This window comes from Streptomyces jumonjinensis (assembly GCF_009600885.1).
In the GTDB taxonomy this organism is placed as follows: domain Bacteria; phylum Actinomycetota; class Actinomycetes; order Streptomycetales; family Streptomycetaceae; genus Streptomyces; species Streptomyces jumonjinensis.
Genome location: NZ_VCLA01000198.1, coordinates 29,200 through 30,054, shown reverse-complemented (window position 1 = coordinate 30,054; position 855 = coordinate 29,200). Strand labels below are relative to the sequence as shown.

Below are 855 nucleotides of genomic sequence, written 5' to 3'. Positions count from 1 at the left end.
GACGGCAGGGCGCGGCGCACTCCCCGGCCTGGGGGATGCCCTGCCGCAGCCGTCCGTCGCCGTCGCGGATCCCGTACGTCCGTGAGCGCGCGGTGGCCAGGACCTCCGCGTCCTCGCTGAAGGCGGCGGCCGAGAGCGGGGCGTGCTCCCACACCCGGGGCTCCGTGGTGTCCACCCCGATGGTCCGCACAGTGAGGGCGGGCGCCTCCCCCTCGCGGAAGCGGACGGCCCCCTCCGTCATGTCGAGCCGCAGGTCGGAGCGGGTGATACCGCTCATGGGCAGGTGGAGAACGGGTGAATCCGGCACCGCCGTGCGCCAGATCCGGAGCGTGGTCGGGGTGAGCGTGGCGAGGTGCGCGCCGTCGGTGCTGAAGGCCAGTTGGGGCAGACCGTCCGTCACGATCCTGGGGTGTTCCCGGCCGGTGCGGACCTCGATCGTGCGGACGCCCCTCGTTGTGGCGAAGGCGAGGGCCCGGCCGTCAGGGGTGAAGCGGAACTCCCCGGTGCCGCAGCCGCCGTTGACGCGGTCCGTCCAGGGCGTGTCCAGGATCCGGCGGTCGCCGATGTCCCAGATCCGCAGCGGGCCTTCCGCCGGGCAGTACGCGAGCAGCCCGGCGCCGGGGGAGACATGGACGCGGTCGGTCCCGGGCCGGGTGTCGCCGGTGTCGAGGAGTTCCCGGCCGGTGGTCGTGTCCCAGACCTGGAGCGGACCGCCGGGGGCCCGCGCGGCGAGCACCTCGCCCGTGGGGGCGAACCAGCCCCGGGCCCCGCTCGTGCGCGGTCCGAACGCGGGCCCGGTGAAACCTTCTTCGTACAGATCCCACATCCGGATGCCCCGGTCGGTCCCGAGGGCGA

The 855-nt window shown here is 74.7% G+C and carries 1 protein-coding gene; it reads right to left on the bottom strand.

What is annotated here, in order from left to right:
* Positions 1-855, bottom strand: an 855-nt coding sequence (locus tag FF041_RS38420; RefSeq protein ID WP_194292302.1) for a WD40 repeat domain-containing protein, incomplete at both ends; no start/stop codon positions are given.